The 21,125-nt window shown below is 63.8% G+C and carries 16 protein-coding genes; 6 read left to right on the forward strand and 10 right to left on the reverse strand.

Annotated features, from left to right (window positions below):
* Positions 1-7: 7 nt before the first annotated feature.
* The 3 genes from ribB (at position 8) to ACWEWT_RS24180 (ending at position 2,978) form a co-directional block, all read left to right on the forward strand.
* Positions 8-1,249, forward strand: coding sequence for a 3,4-dihydroxy-2-butanone-4-phosphate synthase (ribB, locus tag ACWEWT_RS24170; protein ID WP_452562178.1), 1,242 nt, complete (start codon positions 8-10; stop codon positions 1,247-1,249).
* An 89-nt stretch (positions 1,250-1,338) separates the two neighbouring features.
* Entirely contained in the window at positions 1,339-2,088 is a 750-nt protein-coding gene (locus tag ACWEWT_RS24175) for an SDR family NAD(P)-dependent oxidoreductase (RefSeq protein WP_452562179.1), read from the forward strand.
* Positions 2,085-2,978, forward strand: a complete 894-nt coding sequence (locus ACWEWT_RS24180; protein ID WP_452562181.1) for an SDR family NAD(P)-dependent oxidoreductase — start codon at positions 2,085-2,087, stop codon at positions 2,976-2,978. Before ACWEWT_RS24175 ends, ACWEWT_RS24180 begins: the two co-directional genes overlap by 4 nt.
* A gap of 23 nt (positions 2,979-3,001) precedes the next feature.
* Here the strand turns inward: ACWEWT_RS24180 and ACWEWT_RS24185 are convergent, their stop codons facing one another.
* The 9 genes from ACWEWT_RS24185 to ACWEWT_RS24225 form a co-directional block, all read right to left on the reverse strand.
* The gene (locus ACWEWT_RS24185; RefSeq protein ID WP_452562183.1) at positions 3,002-4,027 is read right to left on the reverse strand and encodes an ABC transporter ATP-binding protein; all 1,026 of its coding nucleotides are present in this window, start codon (positions 4,025-4,027) and stop codon (positions 3,002-3,004) included.
* Positions 3,976-4,980 (reverse strand): ABC transporter ATP-binding protein, encoded by a 1,005-nt coding sequence (locus ACWEWT_RS24190; protein ID WP_452562184.1) that lies wholly within the window; start codon positions 4,978-4,980, stop codon positions 3,976-3,978. Before ACWEWT_RS24190 ends, ACWEWT_RS24185 begins: the two co-directional genes overlap by 52 nt.
* Positions 4,981-5,003: 23 nt before the next feature.
* A complete protein-coding gene (locus tag ACWEWT_RS24195; RefSeq protein ID WP_452562186.1) occupies positions 5,004-5,951 on the reverse strand; it encodes an ABC transporter permease in 948 nt (315 codons plus the stop codon).
* Positions 5,938-7,062: an ABC transporter permease gene (locus ACWEWT_RS24200; protein WP_452562188.1), complete on the reverse strand. Its 1,125-nt coding sequence runs from the start codon at positions 7,060-7,062 to the stop codon at positions 5,938-5,940. Before ACWEWT_RS24200 ends, ACWEWT_RS24195 begins: the two co-directional genes overlap by 14 nt.
* A gap of 23 nt (positions 7,063-7,085) precedes the next feature.
* The gene (locus ACWEWT_RS24205; RefSeq protein WP_452562189.1) at positions 7,086-8,672 is read right to left on the reverse strand and encodes an ABC transporter substrate-binding protein; all 1,587 of its coding nucleotides are present in this window, start codon (positions 8,670-8,672) and stop codon (positions 7,086-7,088) included.
* Positions 8,673-9,294: 622 nt separating this feature from the next.
* A complete protein-coding gene (locus ACWEWT_RS24210; RefSeq protein ID WP_452562191.1) occupies positions 9,295-9,651 on the reverse strand; it encodes a VOC family protein in 357 nt (118 codons plus the stop codon).
* A 34-nt stretch (positions 9,652-9,685) separates the two neighbouring features.
* Positions 9,686-10,855 carry an LLM class flavin-dependent oxidoreductase gene (locus ACWEWT_RS24215; protein ID WP_452562192.1) on the reverse strand — a complete coding sequence of 390 codons (1,170 nt, stop codon included), beginning with the start codon at positions 10,853-10,855 and terminating at the stop codon, positions 9,686-9,688.
* Between the two features lie 86 nt (positions 10,856-10,941).
* On the reverse strand, positions 10,942-12,669 hold the full coding sequence (locus ACWEWT_RS24220; protein WP_452562194.1) for a hydantoinase B/oxoprolinase family protein: 1,728 nt from the start codon (positions 12,667-12,669) through the stop codon (positions 10,942-10,944).
* A gap of 50 nt (positions 12,670-12,719) precedes the next feature.
* Positions 12,720-14,855: a hydantoinase/oxoprolinase family protein gene (locus ACWEWT_RS24225; RefSeq protein ID WP_452562196.1), complete on the reverse strand. Its 2,136-nt coding sequence runs from the start codon at positions 14,853-14,855 to the stop codon at positions 12,720-12,722.
* 201 nt (positions 14,856-15,056) lie between these two features.
* On the opposite strand from ACWEWT_RS24225, the gene ACWEWT_RS24230 reads away from it, so the two are divergent.
* Positions 15,057-15,803 (forward strand): SDR family NAD(P)-dependent oxidoreductase, encoded by a 747-nt coding sequence (locus ACWEWT_RS24230; RefSeq protein WP_452562198.1) that lies wholly within the window; start codon positions 15,057-15,059, stop codon positions 15,801-15,803.
* A gap of 340 nt (positions 15,804-16,143) precedes the next feature.
* Positions 16,144-16,911, forward strand: a complete 768-nt coding sequence (locus ACWEWT_RS24235; protein WP_452562200.1) for a hypothetical protein — start codon at positions 16,144-16,146, stop codon at positions 16,909-16,911.
* Between the two features lie 687 nt (positions 16,912-17,598).
* Here ACWEWT_RS24235 and ACWEWT_RS24240 read toward each other — a convergent pair.
* Entirely contained in the window at positions 17,599-18,537 is a 939-nt protein-coding gene (locus ACWEWT_RS24240; protein WP_452562202.1) for a cyclase family protein, read from the reverse strand.
* Between the two features lie 97 nt (positions 18,538-18,634).
* Between ACWEWT_RS24240 and ACWEWT_RS24245 the strand changes: the two genes are divergently transcribed.
* On the forward strand, positions 18,635-20,836 hold the full coding sequence (locus ACWEWT_RS24245; RefSeq protein ID WP_452562203.1) for an acetate--CoA ligase family protein: 2,202 nt from the start codon (positions 18,635-18,637) through the stop codon (positions 20,834-20,836).
* Positions 20,837-21,125: the final 289 nt, after the last annotated feature.

Below are 21,125 nucleotides of genomic sequence, written 5' to 3' on the forward strand. Positions count from 1 at the left end.
GAGAACCATGAGCACTCCATATCTCGGACCGGACGATTTCGATTCGGTGTCCGATGCCCTGGCCGCCCTGGCAGGCGGTGAGTTCGCCGTCATCGTCGATGACGAATCACAGGCCGGCGAGGGTTACCTCGCGATCTCGGCGGAACACGTTTCCACCGAGCAGATGTCCTTCCTGGTCCGCCACACCTCCGGCTATGCCTGCGTAGCGATGACCGAAGACCGGGCAATCGCCCTGGACATTCCGTTGATGGTCGCGGAACGCCATGGTGATCACCACCGCGTTACGTTCGGCGTCTCGGTCGACGTCGCGCGCGGTACTACGACCGGGATATCGGCGGCGGACCGTGCCACCACCGCACGAGCACTGGCGGACCCGGCGACCGCGCCCAAGGACCTCTCGCGGCCAGGCCACGTCGTGCCACTCCTGGCACGGCCGGGCGGCGTTCTCGAACGGCGAGGCCACGCGGAGGCAGGCGTCGACTTGTGTCTACTCACAGGCGGCACCGGGGTGGTGGTGCTGTCCGTCCTCGTCGACGACCGGGGAGACCCGGCATCCAACCGGTCCCTGTTCTGGTTCGCACGACAGCACGGCATGCCGATCGTCACCATCGACGCGATCGTCACCCACCGATCCACTACCGAGCCCCTTGTCCGACGACTCTCGTCGGCACGCATACCCACCGGCGTAGGAGCATTCGTCGCACACGCCTACGGGGCTCTCGACGGAACAGAGCACATTGCTTTCGTCGCCGACCGTCCCTATGGCCCGGGTCCCACACCGTTGGTGAGAATCCACAGTGAATGCTTGACCGGCGATGTATTCGGCTCTCTGCGCTGTGACTGCGGGCCCCAGCTGGATGAGTCTTTGCGCTCTGTGGCGGCGAGCGGCGACGGCGCGGTGGTGTATCTGCGCGGGCACGAGGGACGAGGCATCGGGCTCGCGGCCAAACTCGCCGCGTACGCGCTGCAAGAGCACGGTTACGACACCGTCGAGGCCAATGCCGCCCTGGGCCTTCCCATCGACTCGCGAGACTACGCGGTCGCCGCCTCGGTACTACGCGACCTCGGCCTGACCTCGATCAGGCTCCTGACGAACAACCCTGCCAAGGCCGCGGCACTCGAATTGCACGGCATCACCATCGTCGAAGTGGTCAGGACGAGCGCCCACCTCACTCCGCACAATGTCGGGTACCTGCACACAAAGAACGAAAAGCTGGGGCAACGTATCCCGCTCGCTCCGACCGCGTGACCGACAGTGACTCCGATGCGCACCGGGATACCACCGGCGAGCGGAGAGAGCCCGGTCGCTGCACGATCGAGTTGTGACAGAGGGAGCTCATGAGATCCGAATTGGCCGGTCGGCTCGCGATCGTCACCGGCGCGGGCAGCGGAATCGGCAGGGCCGCTGCACATGACCTGGCGGCCGCCGGTGCGCTCGTGGTCTGCACCGACCTCGACACGGAAACCGCCGAGGAAACCGCCGAGGCGCTGAGAGTTGCCGGCTCCGACGCTGTGGCCCGCTCTCTCGACGTGACCGATATTCCCGCGTTCCGAGCAAGTATCGATGCGGTGCATCGCCGGTACGGCCGGATCGACGTACTGGCGAACGTAGCGGGCGGGGTGACCGCGCGTGGGCCGGTCGCCGATCTGTCAGAGGACCATTTTCATCGAGGTCTCGCCCTGAACCTGACCAGTATGGTGTTCGGCTGCCAGGCGGCAGCACGAGTGATGCGGGCGGGGTCCAGCATTGTGAACATCGCTTCGGGTACGGTCGACGCGGCTGTCGGCGATCTCCCCGCGTACAGCATCCCCAAAGCCGGCATCCTGCAATTGACACGGAGTCTCGCGCGGGAACTGGGACCGGCAGGAATCCGGGTCAACGCGATCTCGCCGGGATACATCCGGACAGGGATGACCGCCGATCACGACGCCGAGCTCATCGAGCGCCGGTCAGCAGATATTCCACTCGGCAGGGCCGGATCGGCGCACGAGGTCGCCGCCGTGATCACGTTCCTCGCCTCTGAACGCGCCTCCTATGTCACGGGCCAAGTGATCCGGGTCAACGGGGGAAGCGTCATGCCGCTGTGAAGCAAATCCCGATCCCGGACGTTCCCGAACTCCATTTTGCCGACCTCGCGGACCGGACAATCGTCGTAGTAGGTGGTGCCGGTGGCGGAGTGGGAACTGCTTGCGTCTCCCTCCTCGCACGCAACGATGCCCACGTACTGCTGGTCGACCGCGATGGCGCTGCTGCTCGGCAAGTGGCCGCGCGCATCGCGGGCTCGATTACCGTGGTTGTCGCCGACGTGGCAACGGACGAGGGAATCGAGTTGCTTCGCACGGCGCTGAAGCAAGTCCGGCCTTCCGGCTTCATCCACGTCGTAGGTGGAGTGAGAGCCGGCGAAGTCGCCCATTTTCTCGATGTCACTGCCGGACAGTGGCGGCAGAGCATCGGGACCAACCTCACGTGTGCCATGCAGGCGGGACAGGCCACAGCACGGCGCATAGCAGAGACCGGACAACCGGGCGCCATCGTCAACCTCTCGGTCGCCGATGCCCGTTTCGCCATGCCGTGGTTCGCGCCTTACGGAGCGGCTCGTGCGGGCCTGGAGGCCTTGACCAGGACAATGGCGGTCGAACTCGGCCCGCTGCGGATACGGGCGAACTGTGTCTCCTGGGGCCTGATAGACAGTCCGCGGGCTCACTCCGGAGCGAGTTCCGACGGTTCCGCAGAGCGTGACCTGATCCCGCTGGGACGCCGAGGCGCTGTGGGCGAAGTCGCCGCCGCAGTGATGTTTCTACTGTCGGATGCCAGTGCTTACATCACCGGGCAGTCGATTTCTGTGGACGGTGGCCTGACCCTGCGACTCTCCCACTACGGTCCGCGCCACAACCTCCCCGAATTCCTGGAATCCGAGCCCGAGCGCGCGCGGTTGGCGGCCGATGTCCACAGGTGGCACGGTGACCGCGATCCCTGAGTCCGGCGGTGCAGAAGAGCTCATCAGTCGAGCGGGAAGTGACACGCCACCGCGTGACCGTCGGCTGTTTCGGTCATAGCTGGCTCCTTTTCCGCACAGCGGGCTGTCGCACGGGAACATCGAGTACGGAATCGGCACCCTGACGGCGGCGCCAGCACCGACGGAACTTCACCGATCGGAATCGCCTGCCTCCGCTCCGCGTCGGGATCGGGCACCGGCAGCGCATCCAGGAGCATTCTCGTGTACGGATGCCGGGGATTGTCGAACACGTCGACGACGGGTCCGATCTCGCACACCTTACCCATGTACATGACCATCACGCGGTCACTGATCACCCGGACGACACTCAGATCGTGCGAGACGAACAGCAACGTGAGACCGTACCGGGATTTCAAATCCTCGAGAAGGTTCACGATCTGCGCCTGGACAGAGACGTCGAGGGCCGATACCGGCTCATCGCAGATGATGAGCTCCGGTTCCATGACCACCGCGCGCGCGATGCTGATCCGCTGACACTGCCCGCCCGAGAACTCGCTCGGCCGACGATCTCCGACGGTATCGACATCGAGCCCGACCGCGTCCATGGCAGTCCGCACACGGGCTTCCGCGTCCGGAACGTCCCAGACCGACAGGCCTTCTCCGACGATATCGCGGACCTTCCGCCGCGGGTTCAGCGTCGAGATCGGATCCTGCAGGACAACTTGAAGTTTCCTCCGGACGACCCTCATTTCACGGTGCGACAATGTCGTGAGCTCTTGTCCGGCGAACCGGACCGAGCCCGCCGAGGGGGGAGTCAGCTGCAGAATCGCGCGAGCTGTCGTCGACTTGCCGCACCCGGACTCGCCGACTATCCCGAGCGTCTCACCGCGAGACACATCGAAACTTACGCCGGCGACAACTCTCGTGGCACCGGCACGTCCGTTGGGAAATTCGACTTCGAGTCCTTCGACCGACAGCACGACGTCGTCCTGACGGTCGCGGACTGTGGCGGTAGCGATCACGACTGACTTCCTTCCTGGTCGGTGAGTCCCATGACGGGGTTGTGACACGCGTATCGGTGCGAAGCGCCGAGCAGCCGGTCCACAGGTGGCCGCTCGCACTCCGTCACCGCGTGGTCGCACCGGGGGGCGAACCGACATCCGAGGGGCAGTTGGACGAGATCCGGCGGTCGTCCGCTGATCGAGTGCAGACGCGAGTGCGGGACGGCGTCGACCCGCGGAGTGGAGCGAAGCAGTGCCGAGGTGTAGCGATGCCTCATATCGCGGAACAGGGTGCGCGTTGCGGCCGCTTCGACGATCTTGCCCGCGTACATGACCGATACGTCGTCGGCATGCTCGGCGACGACGCCGAGATCGTGGGTGATCAGGACCATCCCCATGTTCCGCTCCCGCCGGAGCGTGCCGAGTAACTCGAGGATCTGGCGTTGCACCGTGACATCGAGCGCGGTGGTCGGCTCGTCGGCGATGAGCAGCTCCGGTTCGCATCCGATCGCGATCGCGATCATCACCCGCTGCCGCATACCGCCCGACAGCTCGTGCGGATACTGTTCGAGTCGTCGGCCAGGGTCGGAGATGCCGACCTGCGCAAGCAGGTCGGCAGCATTTCGCCACGCCGCACTCTTGCTGAGGCGAAGATGGTGTCGTTGTGGGTCCGCGATCTGTGCACCGATCTTGCGCACTGGGTTCAACGCTGTCATGGGATCCTGTAACACCATGCCGATCCGAGGACCCCACAGGTGTTTCTTCTCCTCCGCGGACATCGTGTTGATATCCCTGCCGTCGAAGTACACCTTCGAACCGTGCCCCACCGAGGCATTCCGAGGTAACAGATTCATGATGGATCGAACGAGAACCGATTTTCCGGATCCGGACTCCCCGACGATGCCGTGCGCTCGACCAGGTTCGACGGTCAGCGACACTCCGTCGACCGCGCGCAGTTGCCCTCGCGGTGTATCGAAAACCGTCGTCAGATCACGAACGTCCAGCAGCGGTTGTATGTGCATAGTTGTTCTCCGAGCTTCGAGGATCAGAGCTTGCGAGACCGTGGATCCCACTTCTGCTGAGCCCAGTCGCCGATCTGATTCAGCGACAACACGGTCAGAAACAGGGCTGCACCGGGTACGAAGACGAGGTGCGGGTATCCCTTCAGGTCGGTTTGACCGGCAGCGATCATATTTCCCCACGTAGGCTCAGGACGTTGAAGACTGAGCCCTAGGAAGCTGAGCGATGATTCCGCGACGATCAGAACCGCGACGACGATAAAACCGTACGAAATCGTCGACGCGATCACATTCGGGAGCAATTCGCGACCGAGGATCCGGCCGTGACCGGCGCCGAGCGCCCTCGCCGCCGTCACGAAATTCCGCTGAGCGTAGGTCATCGTATTGGCCCGCGTGAGCCGGAAGAATGTCGGCACCGCGAGCACCCCCAAGGCCAGCGTTACATTACGGATATTCGGCTCCACGACCGATGCCAGCGCGAGAAGCAGGATCAACGGCGGAAAGGCCAGCAGCGAGTCGTTGAGGAAGTTCAGCAATGAGTCGATTCTTCCCCGGTAGTATCCGGCGGCCAATCCCAGCCCGCCCCCCACCACCGCGCCGAGCAGGACCGCACCGAACCCCACGATCAGTGAGGTGCGCGCGCCGTAGATCGCACCGCTGAGGATGTCGAGGCCCTGCCGATCCGTCCCGAAGGGGTGCGCGGAGAACAGATCCGGAGAGCCGAGAATGGGCTCGGCGAGGGTGGCGGACGGATCCCGGCCCTCCTTCAGCGGCAGAAGGTCGGCCGTGGCGACCGCAATCAGCTCGATGACCAGCCAGCTCATGCTGAGCCAGAGACCGAGCCGGCGTATCTTTCCGACCGCAGTGGGCAGTTTCGGACGACGAGAGGTCTGGGATATCACTGTGCGGGCCGCACCAGCAGTCGCCGATTCGCTTCCGGCAGGGAGACTTTCGATCTGTTCAGGCTGTGGCATGGCGAGTCCTCGGATCAAGGAAGGCATAGGACAGATCGACGAGGGCGTTGACGAGCACATACAGTGCGGCTACTACCAGAACTGCCGCTTGCAGAACCATGTATTCCTTCTTCGACACGCTGTCGACGATGAGGGTCCCCATACCCGGCAACCGGAAAATCGTTTCGACGATCACCGTCCCACCCAGCAATCGGCCGAAGCTGATCCCGGCGACGGTCACCAGCGAGAAGGTGGACGGTCGCAACGCTTGTTTGACGAGGATATGCCTCCGGGGCATACCCTGGGCGCGCGCGGCGAGGATGAAATCCTCGTTCAGCGTGGTGGCCATATCGCTGCGTAACACTCGGGTCAGTTGCGCACTTTCGGCCAGACCGAGCACCAGCACCGGTAAAGCCACGGTGCGCAGGTTCTCGCCGATACCGCCCTCCCCGAGGCGAACGAACCCCTGACGTGGAAAATCCGGAAGCAGCAAGGCAAGGAGAATTCCCGAGATCAAGACTCCGACCCCGAATAGGATCGAATTCCTCCGCGCACGATCGGTTTTCGAGGCGCCGGCTCGAAGAGCACCGATGAACAGTGCCGCTGCCGAAGCCACGGATACGACAACGATGAATACCGTGACAACAGACGGACTGAAGACGGCTACATAGATCACTATCAGCGCCAGCAGAAAACTGGGCACCGAGATCAAGCCGAACGAAACAGCCGATGCGGCTTTGTCGAATGTCCGCCCATAGCTGTACGCCGACCAGGTCCCGACCGGAATCGAGATCACAAGCGCCAGGAGCACCGACAGTACGGCGATCTCCAGCGTAACCGGTAGCCGGGAAGCGATCAGTTCGCTCACATCCTGCACCGGCGGAACCGTGGTGCGGCCCAGGTCGCCTTGCAGCAATCCGCCCAACCAGTCGAAATATCGTATGAACCAGGGCTTGTCGAGTCCGAGATCCGCACGCACAGCCGCGTACTGCTCAGGTGTACCCTCGGCACCCACCATCGCGACGGCCGGGTCACCAGGTACCAGCTCGACCAAGAAGGCGGTCGCGAGGCTTATGAGGATCAAGACGGGAACGATTCGCCCGAATACTGCCAGGGCTTTGTGTTGTGTCATGCAATTACTTCCGAATGATGCGATCATTCCCCGGCCAGGAATGCTTTGTCGTAACGGAGGACGCTTCCACGGGTGAGAATCAAGCCACCCACCTGTGTCGCATGGATGTTGTCCTCCTCGTACGTGGCGAAATTGGCGATCACCGGGGAGTCGTTGAAAATCTCCTGCATGCGCGCGACCACCTGCTTCCTCCGATCCGTGGAGGTCGCTGTCCGCAAATCGTCGAGCGCCTCGTCCAGACGGGGATCGGAATATCCGTAATAGTTCGACTTGCTCTTGCTGTCGAGTTGGCGGCTCATCAGTGCCCACATACCTTCGTCGGTGTAGTTCGGGCCCCAGATGACCAGATCGTAATCGCGGTCGGCCGCAACCTTGCCGAGCACTTCGGTCAGCGACTTGTCGTTGTCGAGTTCGACATGAAATCCCACCGACTCGAGCACAGCCTTGACGGCGATGGCCTCGTTGATCCGGGTCGGACTGTTGTCCGCGAGCAGGCGGATGGTTCCGTTCCAGCCCGACCGCTTCACCTCCTCGACCAGCCTCGTGGCCAGTTCAGGGTCATAGACCGGCCCCGGCGCACCCGAATACAAACCCGGCGTATCTTCATGGATCAAAGAGGAAGTGGCGAGGGCGTTTCCGTTGAATACCCGGGCATTGAGGGTGTCGGGGTCTACCGCCGCAACGATCGCCCGCCGCAGCCTCACATCCGCGGTGGGGCGGGCCGGCGCCGAATTCATCACGATGCCTTCGCCGTAGTTGAACAGCGTGGGCAGGGTTGCGAACCCTCCCTCGCGCGCTTCGGCGATCGCGGTCGGCTCGCGCAGCAATGCCACATCGACCTCACCGGTGAAGAGTGCGTCGAGAGTGGCATCGGCCCCGGGTATGTTGATGAAGCGCAAGGTTTCGATACAGACCGAGCCACCCCAGTAGTTCGTCTTCGCCGACATGACGATCTCTTCGCCGGGCGCGTACTCCACGAGTTCGTAGGGTCCGACGCCGGCGCCCTGCGGGTTCAAGGCGAACTGTTCCGGCCCCTCCGCGTCGACAATACGAGGATTGGTCACCATTCCCACATCGGTGGCCAATACATGCGGAAAGTCCGGATACGGGCCATCGAGCACGAATTGGATCGTCAGCGGATCGAGGACGTTCATCGACGCAATGGTTTGCGCTTCTCCGCGAGAAACCTGAGTGTTGGCCGGCGACCGGTGACGATCCACGCTTCGCTTCACATCGTCGGCGGTCAGGATGTCACCGTTGCCGTAGCGCACTCCTTCACGAAGCTTCATGGTCCACACGGTCGCGTCAGCGTCCGGAGTGAGCGTTTCGGCGACATGTGGTTCGTAGACTCGTGATTCGGTGTCGTATGTGACCAATGTGTCGAAGAGGGCTTGGACCTCGGTACCACCGCTGCCCGCGGCACCGGGTTGACCGACCGGATCGAGACCGCGGGGCGTCAGAAGCGTTCCATGCGTTATGGACCCACCGACTCTCTCCGCTGTGCACGTCCCCCTGGCAACTACTGTGTTGCGCTCGGTCGCGCCGGAGCACCCGGTGACCGATAGGATCGCCAACACTGCCGCCATGACAACCGACCTGCGCAGTCTCATGAGTCTTCTCCTCGCAGCCGAATGCGGCCAGTGACCGCACGATTCCGCAATCGATCGCTGTCTCGGTGGCCCTGCGCTACCTGCTCCGCGCACAGCAGGACTGTGTAGCGGTACAGGAGTAAGGGAGTGACGCCGAGTTGGCGATGGCGGACGGTGCCGCAGCCCGGTCAATTACCAAGCATGCGCTTGCTCATATATAGTATGACCTGTGTCACGCTTGTCAAGGGTCGCAATCGATCCTCGCGACAGGGCCATCCCTCCGAACCTGTACCCGCAGCGGAACGCCCGCATCAGACAGCACGAATCACGACGCCTTCTGCTCGGCCTCTCCCACGGAAGACGCGCAACCCGCGCACGAGCCGATATCGGTGCAGCGCACACGACGATCCGAGGGTTCGCCGGTCGCTCGCAGACACAGTGCGGGCATCTGCGCCCGCGCAGACGAACACAGGGCAGACGACCCGATCCCGAGGGCGCCGATGCAGTGCCGAACGCGATGGGGACCGGGCGGATCCCGACCGGTCGTCCCCGCGGTCACCGAATCACCGGCACAATCGCAGCGACCACAGAAAACGCGCAGGAGGGCGGGCATTTGCCCGCCCTCCTGCGCGTGTGCTGTAGATCAGCTGCGCGACAAAGGCGCATAGAGTACGACGACATTGCTCCACGGGTCTTCGACAACGGCCCGAGTCTCGTGCGGGCCGTCTTCCGGCTGCCGGATCACCTTTCCGCCGGCCGCCACGGCCGCGGCCACAGCGGCTGCGACGTCACCGACCTTGAACGATGCCGCGACTCGCCCGTCGGTGATATCTTCCTCTTCGCTGGCGATGGCAATCGTCACCTTGCCACCGTCCAGCGCGGCGAATCGCGATCCGTCCTGGAATTTCAGGCCCAGTTCGAACACCGCGCCGTAGAACTCCACTGCGGCATCGACGTCCTGTACCGGATACATGACGTTGCCCACGGATACTTGGCTCATTCCAGCCCTTCCAATCCTCGTCGGTGACCGATCATCAGTTCTGCTGTCCGGTCTGCGCCTCATAGCGCTGCCGGGCACGCTTGTTGGCCGCGCCCAGGGCCACCTGGAACTCGCCCTCGGACTGATGAAATGAGTTCCAGTTCTCGATGCGGCGCTGGTTCGACCCCTGGAAATGCGGAGCCACCTCGCGCATGAACAGTTCGTAGGAGTCGAACGTGTCCCGCGGCGACGCCCAGTCGAGCACCCGGATCAGGTGTGTACCGTAACCGCCCGAGATTTCCTGCATGCGCTCGATGTGCTCGATCACATCCTCCGGCGATCCGACGACGCCGAGGTTCGAGGCCCGGAACACGTCCAGAATAGAGGCATTGTTGTCGAGCCCCGAGGAGTCGTAGACGGCCTTCAAGAAGCTGGCGTCGCGGAAAAGGTACCGACCGGCATCTTCGATGGCGTACGACACCTGCCGCTCGGCCTCCTCACGGGTCGGCGCGACATGGACGACGCTGACGAGTCGCCAATCGTTCCGGTTTCCGGGACCGTGACCACATTTCTCGCGCTGCTCGGAGTAGATCTCCCAATGCTGCGCGAGAACCTTCCGCCCGGCGTCGGTGGCCGCGGCGAGAGCCAGCATGGGCACCCCGAATCGCCCGGCGAGCATTGCCCCGGCCGGCGAGATCACCGCGGTCACCGCCACCTCGGGATGCGGCCGCGTGTAGGGCAGCATCTGCAACTGCGCCTGACGCAGTTCGAACCACTCGGTCTTCCTGTCGATGAGTCCCTTCGCGGAAAACAGGGCCAGGATGGCTTCGAGAGATTCCTCCATGCGCTCACGCAACGACGAATAGTCCAGACCCATCATCGCGGCATCGGAGGGCAGCGCCCCGGGACCGACTCCCACGATCAAACGACCTCGCGTCAGATGGTCGAGCAGTGTGATGCGCTCAGCGACCATGAGCGGGTGGTGATACGGCAGTGAGATGACCCCGGTACCGAGCCTGATATTCCGAGTCCGTTGAGCCGCAGCTGCGATGAACAATTCCGGACTGGAGATGATCTCCCATCCACTGGAATGATGCTCACCCACAAAAGCTTCGTCGAACCCGAGTTTGTCGAGATGCTCGATGAGCTGCAGATCTCGTTCGAGATCCCAGGTGGGATTGTTGGAAGGCTTGTGTTCGGGCCCGAGGAATATGCCGAAACGCATACGGTGGTCGTCGGTAGTGCTCACGTCGTTGGTCGCTTCCCTTGGTCAGTGTTGTCAGTGCGTTTGGTCGTGGCACATGAGCGCTGCTACGACTCGGATGCCTGCCGCAACGCGGCCGTCGCGGCGTTGTCTATCTCCCCCTCGGCCGTGACCGCAATGCCGTAATCACGACGAGCACCGTCCACCGAGACGCGGCCTGCAGCGATATCGGCCATGACTTCTTCGGCGGGCCTCTCGAACGGCACTCCGATCCCACCGCCCCCGCTGGTCTCGACCACGAATGCCTCTCCGGCACGGAACAACTCGTTGTTGACCTTCGAATGCAACCTGTCGAGTCGACCGTCTGTATGCCGCTTCAGGAAGGCACCTGTGACTCCCGGATGACCACCGTCGCGCCCTCGGGGCCCGGTCTCCAGCCGGTCGCCTCGGGTGGTGACATACGCGTCGGCCAGCAGACGGAAGACCGTCCTGGTACCGAGACCACCGCGCCAGCGACCCGCACCGCCGGAGTCGGAAATGTACTCGACTCCTTCGACGATCAGAGGGCAGCGCGCCTCGACCGGCTCCACCTGCGGCACAGAATTTCGGCCGAGCCCGAAATGCACCCCCGTCGCGTCGGGGCCGTCCTTGCCGCACCGGGCGCCGACACCGCCGAATTCGTAAGCCAGATGCACCCAGTAGGGCGCAGTCGTCGCCGCGATGGAGAACGGCTGCAAAATGCCCGAGGCCGCGATGGCACGGTCCGGGACAGCCTCCGAAAGGGCTTGCAGCACCGCTTCCATCGCCGCATAGGAGGGAAGGAACCGGCCGCCGCACGGATACGGCGACCGTGCATTGAGCAGCGATCCTTCCGGCAGGTTGATATCGAGTACCCGCAGACATCCGTCGTTCATCGGGATCGCCGAATCCACGAAACAGCGGAATGCGAATACCGCGGCCGCGAGTGTCTGCGAAATGCTGGAGTTCACTGCGGCGGCGACCTGTGGATCGGTGCCGTCGAAATCGAGTGTGACCCTGCCGCTGTCGATCGTGACGGCCACGCACACACGGTGGTCACGGATATCCGTAACGCCATCGTCGTCGATGGTGTATTCGGAGTGCCAGGTCCCGGTAGGTAGTTCGGCAACCGCGGCGCGGGTCAGCTCCTCGGTATAGTTCAGGTACTCGTCCACACCGGCCCGAAACCCCTCGGCCCCGTAACAGTCGATCAGTTCGATGATCCGGGTCGCCGCGGTCGTTGCGCCGGCGATCAATGCGCGCACATCGCCTTGCACCTTCTCGGGCGTGCGGCTGTTAAGCGCGAGAATCCGCATGATCGGTTCCTCGAGCCCATCGGCACTTGCGATGCGAACGGGAGGCAATTGCAGGCCCTCCGCGTAGATCTCGGTGGCCAACGAAGCCATTCCGCCGGCCGACGCCCCACCGATATCCGACACGTGGATGAGAGTGGCGGCGAAGTACTCGACCTCTCCATCCACGAAGATCGGCTTGAAGATCAGGATGTCGTTGGTGTGCACGCCGCCCTTGTAAGCGTCGTTCGTCGCGAAGACATCGCCCGGCCGAATCGTATCGATGGGGATATCTTCCAGCAGAAACGGCACAGCGACCGATAGCGCCATGCTGTTCATGAGCGTGGTCGCCATCGAATGCGCGATCAGCCTGCCCTCTTTGTCGAGGATGGCGGCCGACGCATCCGAGCCTTCGACCACGAAGGTCGAATAGGCGGACCGCACGACGACGATGCTCGCCTCTTCCGCGGCGACGACAAGCGCGTTCCGGAGGACTTCTGAGGTGAGGTGACGCTGCTCGCTCACCCGATCCGACGATCGCTCGAGCGTCGAACCATCAGCCAGAACGTGGACCATTACTTCTCCTCCATCGAAGCTCGGGACAGCACAACGTTGAAGTCGGAATCGACGGTCACCGACCAGCTCGGCGGTACGACGATCGTGGACTCACCGTCCGCGACGACCAGCGGCCCTCGCACGGGATTGCCATCGAGCATGCCGACGCGTTCATAGACCGGTGTGGCACGGAATTCGCCGTACTCGCGGAACCAGATCTGCCGTTTCCGGGTGGGGCCGAGCGCATCGGCGTCGGACACGACACGCTGCCCGAGAGGAACCTTGGGCACGACACGGGTCACGCGCACGCGAAAGCTCACCAGTTCGACAGGCCCGGTTCCGGGGATTCCATATGACTCGCGATATTTTTCGGAGAACCGGGTGCGCAGGCGAGTGAGCGCCGCCGCGTCCCAACTGCCGGCATTGTCCTCATCCAAGCGAATAGTCAACTCGTGCGCCTGTCCGGCCAGCCGGACGTCGACACTCCGCTCCACCCGGGTCGTGGCTGCTGCCAGATCAACGCCCAGATCGTGGGCTGCCGAAGCCGCCAGTTGCTCATACATCGCTTCGACCGCTGCTCCGTCGATCTCCGCTTCGGCATAGATCCGGGTCACCACGCGATCTGTACTGAGATCGCTGCCCAACAGCCCAACAGCAGAGCCGACACCACAGGACGGAGGAACGATGACTCTGTCGATCTCGAAATCCTCGGCGACCCGGGCCGCATGCATCGGGCCGGCGCCGCCGGAGGCGACGATGGCGAAGCCACGCGGATCGAGTCCGCGCTGTACGGTGACCACTCGCACGGCGGCAGCCATGGTCGCATTCGTGATCTCGTGGATCGCGTTGGCCGCGGCAGGCAGATCCACACCCATCGGCTCGGCCACCGCCTTGCGGATCGCCTCGGCCGACCTTTCCGGTTCCAGGTCCATCGTGCCGCCTGCGAACCCGACCGAGTCCAGATACCCCAGCACCAGGTCCGCGTCGGTGACAGTCGGCTGATCCCCGCCTCGGCCGTAACATGCCGGACCGGGCTCCGAACCTGCCGAATGCGGCCCTACACGCAGGGCGCCGGCCACATCGACCCACGCGATACTTCCACCACCTGCGCCCACTTCGGCCAGGTCGATGGCGGGTGTCTTGATCGGTACACCGGTACCCGCGCGACGCCCGCCGAAGCTTCCTTTACCGCCGACGTGGAACTCGGTAGTTATCGCGGGCGTGCCGTCGCGAACCACCGACGCCTTTGCCGTGGTGCCGCCCATGTCGAACGAGATCACGTCTCGGACTCCCACGCTGAGTCCCGCCGCGCGTGCCGCCAAAACCCCTGCGGCGGGACCTGATTCGATGGTGGCCACGGCTCGGCGACTGGCAAGATCGGCAGACATCACACCGCCACCGGATTCCATGACCTGCACACGGGCACCGATACCAGCCTCAACCAGTCGCTGTTCGAGTTTGGTCAGATAGGCGGACATGACCGGACCCACGTACGCGGACATCAACGTCGTCGTCGTCCGCTCGTACTCGCGCAGCTCCGGCCAGACCTCCGACGACGCGACCACCGTCGCTCCGGCGGGCAGGACCTCTTGTACGATCTGCGCCACACGTTCCTCGTGGATCGGGTTCGCATAGGAGTGCAGCAGCGTAATCGCCACCGATTCGATACCCCGGTCGCGGATCTGCGTAGCGACTGCCCGCACCGAGGTCTCGTCGAGCGGGACAACCACCGTTCCGTGGCTGTCGAGTCGCTCGACGACCTCGAAGCAGTCGGCGGCCGGGATCGGTGATGCGGGCGGGTCGAAGAAGGTGTCGAAGCGGTCCTCCTCGACACGGGCATACCGGCCGAGCGGGAGCAGATTGCGGAAGCCTTTGGTTCCGATGTGCGCGACGCGCACACCGCGCTGCTCGAGAATTGTATTCGTGGCCAGTGTCGTCGCATGGACTACACGTTCGAGCCGACCTGGGTCCACTCCCCCTTCCGCCAGAACCGCGCGAATTCCCTCCACAATCCCCACGGTGGGGTCGGCGTGGGTACTCAGCGTCTTGGCCACTGCTACCTGACCTGTCGGCCCGGCAAGGACGACGTCGGTGAAGGTCCCACCGACATCGATCCCCACGGCATAGCCGTGGGTCAAGGGATCATGAGCTGCCATACCTACAGGCTAGCTACTTGAGCAAGCGCTTGTCTAGATATTGCCGACTTGCCTCCTCGGACATCTCTCGCGACTGCACCGGGCCAGCCCTACTCGGGCAGCCGGTTGCGCCTTGCGTTGACATCGGCAATCCGATCGACATGCACCTACCGCCATGGATCCTTAATTTAACAATCGCTTGCTTGCTTGTACTCTGCGACCATGAATTCGAACGAACTGGCGGGCCGGACAGCTCTGGTAACGGGCGGCGGGGCCGGGATCGGCGCCGAGATCGCATTCCGGCTGTCGAGACACGGAGCACGGGTCGTGATTCTCGACCGCGACATCGAAGCCGCGCGCGCGGTTGCGGGACGCTTGGGCGACGGGGTCGCCGTCGAGTTGGACCTGACCGACCCCGACGCGATCGCCCGAGAGCTGGACAGCAACCACGCACTGTCCGATATCGACATCCTGGTGAACAACGCGGGTTCCACCCGAGTCGAGCGATTCGTGGACAGCGACCCTCGAACATGGGACGGGATGTGGAGTCTCAATCTCCGGGCACCGATGCAACTGTGCCATGCGATCATTCCCGGGATGACCGAGCGAGGATGGGGGCGCCTGATCTTCATCGCCACCGATAGCGCTCGGGTCGGGGGCGGCGGCGAAGGTGTCTACTCCGCCACCAAGGCCGGCCTGCTCGGGCTGGCCAAGACCCTGGCCCGGGAGACCGCCCGAAACGGCATCACCAGCAATGTCATCTGCCCGGGCCTGATCGATACAGCCATGCTGCGTTCGGTTGCGGAGAACAACGCGAATTTCATGGACAAACTGCGCAAGGTTATTCCGATGCGGCGTGCGGGCACCGTCGCGGAAGTCGCTGCGGCCGTCGAGTTTCTGTGCGGGGGGGATTCGAGCTACTTCACCGGCCAGACCCTCAGCGTCAACGGCGGGGTGACGATGATCTGAAAACTGCCGGCCCGGCTCGCCCGAGATCGGTTACGTCGACACACCAAGGCTCCATCACTGCGGACGCTCAGCGCCTTCCTTACAACGTAATACTTCGCCACATACAAAATTACCCGCGTCAGACAGATTTCATGATCGATTGGTCAAATAACTTCCTTCGGGCAGCGAGTTGCTCATGCGCAGATGAGAGCCGCTTTACAGGGCAGCCTCCAAGATTTAGCATCCATTGCTGGAACAAGCGCATGCTTGTTCTGCGCAACCGCTCGAATCTAGTGGCAGCGAGCGGTTGCTCCTGGGCATCTGAAGCCCTAGGCCACGTTCATCGACGAACGGAAAAGCAATGAAGATGAGGAAGTATGTCGTCGCGGCTGCGATCGCCGCGGCGGCGACGACGGTTGTCGGCGGAACCACCTACGCTGCGCCAGTAGATGCGCCCGACGGCTCCACCCTCAGTACGGACCTGGCTCCGGGGATCAACTACACCGCGAGCGTTGTCGACAACTCTGTCGTCATCTCGACAGACGCCGGATCGCTCACCACGGTGGGCAACCAGTTCCAGATTCTCGACGACCACGGCAACATCGTCGCCGGAATCCCACTCACTTATCGCAAGAACAACGCGGACTACCCGATCGCGGCGAAAGTCCGGGAGCGTACCGTCACCCTTACTCCCAGCACAGACGCGAGCCAGGCGGTTCCAGCGCAGGATGTGATGCAGGACGGCGCGGTCCCGCAGGTGGACGCGGCCGGTCTGATCGCATCTGCCTACGCGACTCCCGAAGAGCGGGAAACAGCGGCGCTGGGACGTTTCGTCCAACAAGTAACGGTTGCCTCGATGGTAGGCGCGATGATCGGCACCATTGTGGGTGGCGTCATCGGCTGCGTGGGCGGTCTGGTTGTCGGTGGTGCAGCAACGGCTCCGGTCGCTTGGCTGCTCGGGGCCGGCCCGCTCGCCGGATGCATCGGCGGGGCCGCGCTCCTTGCTCCTATCGGAGCCCTTGCAGGCACGATCGCGCTCGGCGGCCCGATTCTCACTGTGGCGTTGTTCCAGTACTTCGAGACGATGAACACGCCGCTCGCCCCACCGGCGCCGGCGCCGGCAGGCTGATCGCACATGTTGTGCGGGGCCCGGGCAGCATTGCTGCCTGGGCCCTATCCACTATTCGCGGTCCCACGCCGTGCAAGACAACGACGCGCAGCATCTAAGAGGCGGCTGGCCGGGGCTATCACGACCGCCGTGGATGCACCCCCTATGGGGGGTCGGCCGGTTTCCACACGAGAACATCGGGTGCGCCCCAACGTGGAGCCCCCGCCGGCGCCTGGGCGGCGCTCAGGTCACCCGGTCACGAGTTCCCCTCGGGCCCCGGACTCACCGGCGGACTTCCTGGCCCGGACAACTTCGTGAGTCGGTCCCGCCCGCCATTGCCGCAGCAGTTCATGAAAGAGTAGGCACCGTGCGGAACGCGCCCGCTCCGACGGTCCGGCCACGACCATCCCGGTGGCAATGACCGAAGTGATGCTTCGGGCTCGGAGAAGCCGGCAGTATTTATCGCTGCCGTAGCCACGATCGGCTTACAGATGTCGAGGTCGACACCAGCGATGACCGCGCCGGCCCTGATCACGGGCGGAGCATCGACGATCGGAATGGGTTGGGTGACGTCATGGTTGCCGACGGTCGGCGTAGTCGCCGGGGTGATCCCGCAGCGTCGGCGATCAGATCACGCTTGGAACCTGGGTTGTCAAATACTATGCAGCGCACAGCAAGGCGGCCCCACACCTCATTCTGAACCGAGCTCTAGAGCACGGCCACCGGAGTTACCGGACTGGCAGTTCCACCCACAATGGCCAACGGGGCAACGACGAATAGGAAGTCCACGCGCTTCGTCTCCGAGAGCTCTTCGAGCCAAAGCATCTCCAACAGCGGGACGCCGAACTCCCACAGCGTGAGCATATGGATATCCTCATCAACTGCACCATGGAACGTACCACCCGGGTCGAGGGCGCCGACGGCCACGTTGTCGCTACCGATAGCCACCACATCGCGGTCCATGAGCCATGTGCCACCGCTGTAGCACAAACCGGGCTGCTCATCACCGTAGCTATTCGGATCCTCGGCGAATACGGTGGACCACCCCGTCCTGATGAGAACCACATCTCCAGGTTGAACCGTCACACCGGCGGCGGAAGCGGTCGCCTCCAGCGTCTCCCCATCTATTCGGAACGTCGGTGCCAATCGGGGAACTCCCAGGTATGCCGCGACATCCAGCAGAACCCCCCGCGCCACCAGGGGGCCCAGTTTATCGATACCGCATCGAGTCGCGCCGTAGCTTCGCACCCTGTCCGCCGGGTGACCGTTGTACAACTGATCCTGTCGCCACATATGTGACAACGCATCTATATGGGTGGTGGTCCCGTGGGGAGAGACGATCAGCGCATCGTCGGCAACCGACATCTCTCCTTTGATCTTTCGCGCGCCCGCCACATAGTCACCGCCGTCGACGGACATGAAATGTTGCGGCAGGGGACGGCCGGGCAGATGCGGGACCCGTGTGGCGGCGGCGCCCGATGTGGCGCCCTGGATCGGCAGCGACAGCGATATCGTCTTACCGAGCCGCGCAGACGAAACACCACGCATCACCGCGTCCGGCGTCAGCAGATTCGCCGCCCCTCGCTCGTCTTCGGACCCCCACCTGCCCCAATTGCCCCTGCTGCGACTCTCCGGCCCCCTGGTCATATCGAACTCCATCCGATCGGCGACACACGTTTCCTCAACGCGTACACTACCGAGCAACCGCTTGCTTAAACAAGCGCTTGGGCATCGGAAGGAAGTCATGGGACCGAACAGCAAATCCACCCGGCTGGGAATGCCCCTGCCCGAGCTCCGGGAAACCGGCATACCAGCAGGTCAGCCCGGCCGAGTCACCCTCCCCGAGCACGCCGTGAAAGCGTTGCTGACGAAGTACGGCATCGATATCCCCGTCGGCCGAACGTTCACCACGCCGGACGACGCAGATGTCGCGATTCGCGGGCTGCGCTATCCTCTGGTCTTGAAGGCCCACGGTGCCGGCCTGATCCACAAGAGCGAAGCAGGTGCGGTCAAGCTGGGCCTGGCCCACACCGAAGTACCTTCGGCAGCCGCAGAGATGCGCGCTGCACTCCTCGCGCAGGGTATCGAGCCCGACGGCTACCTCGTCGAAGAACAACACCCCGGCGGCACTGAGTTGATCCTGGGTGTCGTCGCCGACGCGACGTTCGGTCCGGTACTGCTGCTCGGGCTCGGCGGGGTCGCCACCGAAATGCTGGATCTGTCCACGGTTTGCGTTCTGCCGCTCTCTCGAAGCGACGCGGAACAACTGATCGACGAGTTCCCCGGAGCCCCACTGCTCCGGGGAGCCCGCGGCCGCCGGCCGGTCGACCGGGAGTCTCTGATCGAGTTGCTACTCGCGATCGGCGGCGAGGACGGCCTGGTGAGCGATCTGGGACCAATGCTTGCCGAGTTCGAATGCAACCCGATCGTCGCGACGGAGACCGGCGTACAGGCGCTGGACGCACGTCTACTCCTGGACGACGTCGACAAGGCTGTCGCTCCGGCTACCGCGACCACCGATTTCAGTGCACTGTTCGCTCCGAGAGCGATAGCGGTAGCCGGTGCCTCCGCGACACGATCGACATTCGGGAACCGGTTCTTGGCTGCGTACCGGCAGATCGGATGGACAGACGGGCTCTATGCTCTGCACCCCGAGGCAGCCGAAGTCGACGGCGTACCCGCATACCCCAAGCTCGACGAGATTCCGGATGCCATCGACTACCTGGTGGTAGCCGTGCCCGCGACGGCGACCGCCGATCTCGCGGCTGCGGCTGCCGCCGCAAAAGTACGCTTCGTCCACGTCATCACCGGCGGCTTCGCCGAGATGGGACCGGCGGGCGCCCGTCTCCAGGCTGACCTCGCGTCCGCGATCAACGATGCTCCGACACGAATTCTCGGCCCGAATTGCCTCGGAGTCTTCGCTCCCGCAGGTCGGCAGACTTTCACACTGGGTGCGCCGGCAACGATCGGCAACGTCTCGGTTGTTTCGCAGAGCGGCGGCCTCTCCGGCGACATGATCACTGTGGGCTCCCAGCGCGGAATCGCCTACTCCAAGCTCGTGAGCATCGGCAACGCCATCGACGTAACGCACGGCGAGCTCGTCGACTGGCTCGTCGACGACCCGGAAACCGGCATCATCGGTGTGTATCTCGAAGGGACACGCGATGGCGCATCGCTCCTGCGCGCACTGCGAAGGGCGGATCGGCGCAAGCCGGTTGTCATCCTCAGAGGGGGTACCAGCCGGCAAGGTTCGGTGGCAGTGAGCTCTCATACCGGGTCGATGGCAAGCTCCTCGAAGGTATGGGACGCGGTATCGGAGGCGACCGGCGCGTTCCAGGTCGCGTCGTTCGAACAGTTCATTTCCTGCCTCCAGTACCAGCAGCGGTATTTCGAGACGGCACTACCCGACAATGCAGCGGGTGTGCTCGTTATCGGCCTCGGCGGTGGCGCATCGGTTCTCGCGACGGATGCCTGCGACCGGCACGGACTTACTCTCGAGCCCCTTCGGCAAGACCTGCGTGAGAAATTGCGCGGCCAGGGTTACGGTGCCGGGACAAGCGTGGCGAATCCGCTCGAGGTCCCGGTCGGTCCCGCGTCACCGACGGCGATCCTGGCCGATGCCATCGCATCCGTCTTCTCCACCGACGGGCAGTACTACCGCGACGTCCTCGTGCACGTCAACGCGGCTGCGTATTACAACTACGGGGCAGCGGGGGTGTCGCCACTCGTCGACTCCCTCCGTGCGGTAAGGGACCTCGGGTTGCCCGCCCGGGTCGCCGTTGTCGTCCGCAACGCGGAGATCCTGAGCGCCGCCGACACCGAACTGATCAGCCGCTCCGCTACGGACCTCGAGGTGCCGATCTATAGGGATTTCGACGAAGCGGCCTGTGCCATCGCCTCGGCACAGACATTCGAACTGCGCCGGTTCATGTCATCCGACCAGTAGACCCCGCAGCGCACAACGAGTCGAAATCATCGAGCTCGACGTGCGGACACCGGAGTCCCGTGAAAGCAGCGCAAAGTACTTCCGGGACTCCGGTCATCCACTCGAGACGATCCTTCACAGCGCCGGGCGTGCTATTTCGAAGATCTGCCGCCGGAGGAAGTGTGTGGCCGGTTCGAGACGAAAGTCTCCGGCGTAGCGGAACTGACGCGAATATTGCTTCGTCCGCCACGCAGTTCGCAGCGCGGATCAGTCGATGCCCATGTCATGGCTCTGTGAGCCCGGATCGGCC

Source organism: Nocardia sp. NPDC003963, assembly GCF_053605105.1.

What these genes read in the sequence shown, in the direction of transcription:
- ribB (WP_452562178.1), top strand. Translation starts at nt 8, where the DNA reads ATGAGCACTCCATATCTCGGACCGGACGATTTCGATTCGGTGTCCGAT.
- ACWEWT_RS24175 (WP_452562179.1), top strand. Translation starts at nt 1,339, where the DNA reads ATGAGATCCGAATTGGCCGGTCGGCTCGCGATCGTCACCGGCGCGGGC.
- ACWEWT_RS24190 (WP_452562184.1), bottom strand. Translation starts at nt 4,980, where the DNA reads ATGCACATACAACCGCTGCTGGACGTTCGTGATCTGACGACGGTTTTC.
- ACWEWT_RS24195 (WP_452562186.1), bottom strand. Translation starts at nt 5,951, where the DNA reads ATGCCACAGCCTGAACAGATCGAAAGTCTCCCTGCCGGAAGCGAATCG.
- ACWEWT_RS24200 (WP_452562188.1), bottom strand. Translation starts at nt 7,062, where the DNA reads ATGACACAACACAAAGCCCTGGCAGTATTCGGGCGAATCGTTCCCGTC.
- ACWEWT_RS24205 (WP_452562189.1), bottom strand. Translation starts at nt 8,672, where the DNA reads ATGAGACTGCGCAGGTCGGTTGTCATGGCGGCAGTGTTGGCGATCCTA.
- ACWEWT_RS24210 (WP_452562191.1), bottom strand. Translation starts at nt 9,651, where the DNA reads ATGAGCCAAGTATCCGTGGGCAACGTCATGTATCCGGTACAGGACGTC.
- ACWEWT_RS24215 (WP_452562192.1), bottom strand. Translation starts at nt 10,855, where the DNA reads ATGCGTTTCGGCATATTCCTCGGGCCCGAACACAAGCCTTCCAACAAT.
- ACWEWT_RS24225 (WP_452562196.1), bottom strand. Translation starts at nt 14,855, where the DNA reads ATGGCAGCTCATGATCCCTTGACCCACGGCTATGCCGTGGGGATCGAT.
- ACWEWT_RS24230 (WP_452562198.1), top strand. Translation starts at nt 15,057, where the DNA reads ATGAATTCGAACGAACTGGCGGGCCGGACAGCTCTGGTAACGGGCGGC.
- ACWEWT_RS24235 (WP_452562200.1), top strand. Translation starts at nt 16,144, where the DNA reads ATGAAGATGAGGAAGTATGTCGTCGCGGCTGCGATCGCCGCGGCGGCG.
- ACWEWT_RS24240 (WP_452562202.1), bottom strand. Translation starts at nt 18,537, where the DNA reads ATGACCAGGGGGCCGGAGAGTCGCAGCAGGGGCAATTGGGGCAGGTGG.
- ACWEWT_RS24245 (WP_452562203.1), top strand. Translation starts at nt 18,635, where the DNA reads ATGGGACCGAACAGCAAATCCACCCGGCTGGGAATGCCCCTGCCCGAG.